5 protein-coding genes and 1 pseudogene are annotated in these 5,393 nt (G+C 58.7%); all 6 read left to right on the top strand.

Annotated elements, in window-relative coordinates; translation table 11 throughout:
- Positions 1-209: 209 nt before the first annotated feature.
- A complete protein-coding gene (locus ABI213_RS09305) occupies positions 210-374 on the top strand; it encodes a hypothetical protein (RefSeq protein ID WP_348006936.1) in 165 nt (54 codons plus the stop codon).
- A gap of 90 nt (positions 375-464) precedes the next feature.
- On the top strand, positions 465-2,213 hold the full coding sequence (locus ABI213_RS09300; RefSeq protein ID WP_348006935.1) for a class I SAM-dependent DNA methyltransferase: 1,749 nt from the start codon (positions 465-467) through the stop codon (positions 2,211-2,213).
- Positions 2,210-3,535 (top strand): restriction endonuclease subunit S, encoded by a 1,326-nt coding sequence (locus tag ABI213_RS09295; RefSeq protein WP_348006934.1) that lies wholly within the window; start codon positions 2,210-2,212, stop codon positions 3,533-3,535. The genes ABI213_RS09300 and ABI213_RS09295 overlap by 4 nt, the downstream gene beginning before the upstream one ends.
- 156 nt (positions 3,536-3,691) lie before the next feature.
- On the top strand, positions 3,692-3,964 hold the full coding sequence (locus ABI213_RS09290; protein ID WP_348026835.1) for a type II toxin-antitoxin system Phd/YefM family antitoxin: 273 nt from the start codon (positions 3,692-3,694) through the stop codon (positions 3,962-3,964).
- The gene (locus ABI213_RS09285; protein ID WP_348006932.1) at positions 3,961-4,365 is read left to right on the top strand and encodes a PIN domain-containing protein; all 405 of its coding nucleotides are present in this window, start codon (positions 3,961-3,963) and stop codon (positions 4,363-4,365) included. Before ABI213_RS09290 ends, ABI213_RS09285 begins: the two co-directional genes overlap by 4 nt.
- Before the next feature lie 7 nt (positions 4,366-4,372).
- Positions 4,373-5,393 (top strand): annotated as a pseudogene (locus ABI213_RS09280) (type I restriction endonuclease); the annotation flags it as partial.

Raw genomic sequence — 5,393 nt, 5'->3', positions numbered from 1 at the left:
AATGCGACCGGCACCAAAAACAGCAACGTTTTTCATAGGGTTTACCAAGAAAAAAAAGGGATAAGAAAGAGAAAAAATCCGCCTGAAAACGGCAATGGCGGCTACCAAGATGCCGCACTATACGGGGATTTTCGGTAAACGAAAATAATTTTCCAAATAAATTTAAATTCGAATTTAAATTCAAGGTAAACCCTTAGAAAGCCCCCTCCATGCCAGACAGCCAGACGCCGTCAAGCATGCAGCACCTGCTGGTACAGACCCCATGGCGGGCGCAAAAACCCCTGGCCGGACCCAACGAATTCCGCCTGTTTTGCACTGAAAACCTGCCCAGCCAGCCGTATTTGCCAGCGGGTGATTTGCTACACAATAAATAGCTGCCCGCGCAGGTGCCACTTGCGCCAGAGGCACATTTTTTATAAATTTCTACAGCCGATCTTCCCCAGTGCGGCCACTACACTCCCCGCATGGCCACCCCCAACCCCAATCTCTCCTCTTTCATCTGGTCGGTTGCCGACCTGCTGCGCGGCGACTTCAAGCAGTCGGAATACGGCAAAGTCATCCTCCCCTTCACCGTTTTGCGCCGCCTGGACTGCGTGCTAGAGCCCACCAAGGCCGGCGTGCTGCTAGAAAAAGCCAAGCGCGAAGCCGTGGGCATCAACCCCGAATCCTTCCTGCTGCGTGCCACCGGCGTGCACTTCTACAACACCTCGCCGCTAGACCTGAAAACCCTCATGGGCGACCAGGACCATATTGGCGAAAACCTGCGCGCCTACATCCAGGCGTTCAGCCCCGCCGTGCGTGACATCTTTGAGCACTTTGAATTCCACACCCAGATCGACAAGCTGGCCAAAGCTGGCCTGCTCTACCTGGTGGCCGAAAAATTCACCACCATCGACCTGCATCCCGATGTGGTCAGCAACGCCGAAATGGGCACGGTGTTCGAGGAGCTGATCCGCAAGTTCGCCGAACTGTCCAACGAAACCGCAGGCGAACACTTCACCCCGCGTGAAGTCATCCGCCTGATGGTCAACCTGCTTTTTATCGAAGACGACCAGGCCCTGACAAAACCCGGTGTGGTGCGCAGCCTGTACGACCCCACGGCGGGCACGGGTGGCATGCTCAGCGAAGCGGGCGAGCACCTGGCCAGCATGAACCCTACTGCCCGCCTGACCATGTACGGCCAGGAGCTCAACCCCGAGTCCTACGCCATCTGCAAGGCCGACATGCTCATCAAAGGGCAAGACGTGGGCAACATCGTGCTGGGCAATACCTTGTCCAACGACGGGCTGCACGGCAAACACTTCGACTACGCCCTCAGCAACCCGCCCTTCGGCGTGGAGTGGAAGAAGATTGAAAAGGACATCCGCCAAGAGGCCGAACAACACGGCTTCAACGGCCGCTTCGGCCCCGGCCTGCCGCGCGTCAGCGACGGTTCGCTGCTATTTTTGCTGCACCTGGTCCAGAAGATGCGCCCGCTCAAAGACGGCGGCTCCAGGTTCGGCATCGTGCTCAACGGCTCGCCGCTGTTTACCGGCGGCGCGGGCAGCGGCGAGAGCGAAATCCGCCGCTACATGCTGGAGAACGACCTGGTCGAGGCCATCATCGCCCTGCCCACCGACATGTTCTACAACACCGGCATCAGCACCTACGTGTGGATCGTCAGCAACCGCAAGCCCGCCGCCCGCAAAGGCCTGCTGCAGCTGATAGACGCCAGCAGCTTCTGGCAAAAAATGCGCAAAACCTTAGGATCAAAACGCAAAGAACTCAGCCCCGCCCACATCGACGACATCACCCGCCTGTTCGGCCAGTTTGAAGAATCTACGCGAGACGGTGTGCCCATCAGCCGTACCTTCAAAAACCAAGACTTCGGCTACCGTACCATCACCGTGGAGCGCCCCGAGCGCGATGCCGCAGGCAACGTGGTGTTGGGCCAAAAAGGCAAAACCAAAGGCAAGCCCCTGCCCGACAGCAGCCTGCGCGACACCGAGAACGTGCCGCTGGGTGAAGACGTAGAGGCGTATTTCCAACGCGAAGTGCTGCCCCACGCGGCCGACGCCTGGATCGACCATGACAAAACCAAGGTCGGCTACGAGATCCCGTTCAACCGCCACTTCTACGTATTCAAGCCCCCGCGCCCGCTGGCCGAAATTGACGCGGAGCTGAAGGGCGTGACCGACCGGATTCTGGCCATGATTGGCGGGCTGACGGCATGAGCTTCCCGCGTTACCCGACTTACAAAGACAGCGGCGTGGAATGGTTGGGGGAGGTGCCGGGGCATTGGGAGGTAGTACCCCTTAAACATCTAGCTAATTTCATCAATGGCGACGCTTTCAAGCCCACTGAGTGGGCGGATTCTGGCACGCCCATCATTCGCATACAAAATCTGAATGGGAGTGACAATTTCAACTATTACGACGGCGAAGTTGAATCACGGTACTTGGTTAACGACGGCGACTTGTTGTTCGGTTGGTCTGGCAACCGTGGAACTTCTTTTGGACCATTTCTTTGGAGGCATCCAGAGGTCTGCGCGTTAAATCAGCACATCTTTCGCGTTGTCCCTTATCACGCTGAGAAGCGATCACTGTATTGGACGCTCAAGGCCGTGACTGCCCATGTTGAAGACCAAGCGCATGGAATCATTGGCATGGTGCACGTAACCAAAGGTGATCTCGGCGCAATTTGTGTTCCAACTCCCCCTGTATCCGAACAAACCCAAATCGCCACCTTCCTAGACCGCGAAACCGCGAAGATTGATGGGCTGGTGGCGGAGCAACTGCGGCTGATGGCGCTGCTGAAAGAAAAGCGCCAAGCCGTCATCACCCACGCCGTCACCCAAGGCCTGAATCCCGATGCCCCCATGAAGCCGTCTGGGGTTGAATGGCTTGGGGAGGTTCCGGCGCATTGGGACGTTATCGCATTGAAACGGATCGCCGACGTACAAACAGGCGTGGCCAAAGGCAAAGACCACGGTTCTCGGACCACGATTTCCGTACCCTATCTGCGCGTTGCCAATGTCCAAGACGGTTATCTCAATCTAGAAACTGTGGCGACGATGGACATACCGCCAGAAGACTTGCAGCGCTACGCGCTCCAACCCGGCGACGTACTGATGAACGAAGGTGGCGACTTTGACAAGCTAGGGCGCGGCCACGTTTGGGAGGGTCAAATTGAGCCCTGCATTACGCAAAACCATGTATTTGCTGTGCGCCCGCGCAAGGTGGCATCGGCTTGGTTGAATGCGGTTACGGGCTCTAACTTTGCGCAGTTCTATTTCATGACGCGCTCCAAACAAAGTACCAATCTGGCCTCTATTTCATCTACAAACCTGATGGAGCTGCCGGTAATACTGCCGCCCGAAAATGAGCAGGTCGAAATTTTGGCGTTCATTGCGAATCAATCTGCCCGCTTCGACACCCTCACCGCCGAAGCCCAGCGCGCCATAGCCCTCCTGCAAGAACGCCACACCGCCCTGGTCTCCGCCGCCGTCACCGGCCAGATCGACGTGCGCGGGCTGGCGGCAATTGCTACACATTAAATAGCCTATTGCGCAGGTACTACCTGCGCAATAGGCCGATTTGATGCACAGAATTTAGCCATCTCCCACGCCAGCGGGAATGGCAAAAACTGGCTTGCAAAACACCGCCAACTGGCTAAACTGTACAACTTGGCTAGTTTCAAAGGAGCCCCCCGTATGATCACCGTCACTTCGGTAGAAGCCCAAAACCGTTTCGGCCAGCTGCTAGACACCGTGCAGCGCGAGCCCGTCACCATTACCCGGCACGGGCGCACTGCAGCGTTCATTGTGTCCAGCGAGGCATACCAAATGCTGCTAGGGCGGCTGCCTGAATCACCCAACATGGCGGCTTACCTGGATGCCATTACGGCATTTCGTGGCAGCGGCAAGCAGGGTGTGACCGCCGATCTGTTAGCGGACCGCGCAGCGGAACGGGCACGCGGGGAATGAAGAGTTACCTGCTGGATACATCGGCACTGCTCACTTTGCGCGGCAATGAACCGGGCGCAGAACGGGTAGCCGCACTGTTGGCACAAGCCAGCGCATACCGTGTGGTGTGTTACGGGTGCTTTATGTCACTGATGGAAGTGCTCTACCGCGTCTGGAAAAACGAAGGTGAGGCAGCCGGCCGACAGGCCTACCTAGCCTGCCAAACCATGCCCATCACCTGGGTGCATGAGAGTCCGCCGCTGCTGGAACAGGCTGCAAGCCTGAAAGCACGCTACCCCATGTCACTCGGCGACGCATGGATTGCCGCCACGGCCCTGCAATGCAACGCGGTGTTGCTGCACAAAGACCCTGAATTTGAGCCCGTGGCAGAACTCCAGCACGAACCACTTCCGTACAAATAAGACCCCCATGCCCCTGCACAAAGAATCTGCCTTCGAGCTTGAAATCTGCCAGCACCTGGCCGCCCACGGCTGGTTGTATGCCGAGGGGGATGCAGCGGGCTATGACCGGGCCTTGGCCCTGTTCCCTGCCGATGTGCTGGCCTGGGTGCAGGCCACCCAGCCGCAGGCCTGGGAAGTGCTGGCCAAGAACCACGGCAGCAAAGCGGCCAGCACCTTGCTGGCACGGCTGCGCGACCAGATGGACCAGCGCGGCACGCTGGATGTGCTGCGCGTTGGGATCGAGCTGCTGGGACTCAAAGCACCGTTGAAGTTGGCCGAGTTCAAACCGGCGCTGGCCATCAACCCCGACATCCTGGCCCGCTATGCCACCAACCGGCTGCGGGTGGTGCGCCAGGTGCGCTAGTCGCTGCACAACGAGAACAGCATTGACCTGGTGTTGTTCCTGATCGGCCTGCCGGTGGCCACGGTGGAGCTGAAGACCGACTTTACCCAGAGCATTGGCGATGCCATCGACCAGTACCGGCTAGACCGCCACCCCAAGGGCGAGCCTTTGCTGGCCTTTCCCAGCGGGGCGCTGGTGCACTTCGCGGTAAGCAATACCGAGGTGGCGATGGTGACGCAGCTGGCGGGCAAAGACACGCGCTTTCTGCCATTCAACCTGGGCGTTGAGGGTGCAGCGGGCAACCCGGTGAACCCGGAGGGCGGCCACCGCACGGCCTACCTGTGGCAGCAGGTGTGGGCGCGCGAGAGCTGGCTGGAGATCTTGGGCCGCTACATGATCACCCAGCGCGACAAAAAGAAGCAGATCACGCGCATCCTCTTCCCGCGCTACCACCAGCTGGACGTAACGCGCAAGCTGCAGGCGGCGGTTTTGAATGATGGAGCCGGTAGCAAGTACCTGGTGCAGCACTCGGCGGGCTCGGGCAAGACCAATTCCATCGCCTGGACAGCCCACTTTTTGGCCGAACTGCACGACGCGCAGCACGCCAAGCTGTTTGACACGGTGCTGGTGGTGAGCGACCGCAACG

Origin of the sequence: Rhodoferax sp., assembly GCF_039922535.1 — a bacterium.
GTDB lineage: Bacteria > Pseudomonadota > Gammaproteobacteria > Burkholderiales > Burkholderiaceae_C > Rhodoferax_B.
The sequence above is the reverse complement of the archived record's forward strand: the minus strand, read 5'-3'. Positions and strand labels throughout refer to the sequence as shown.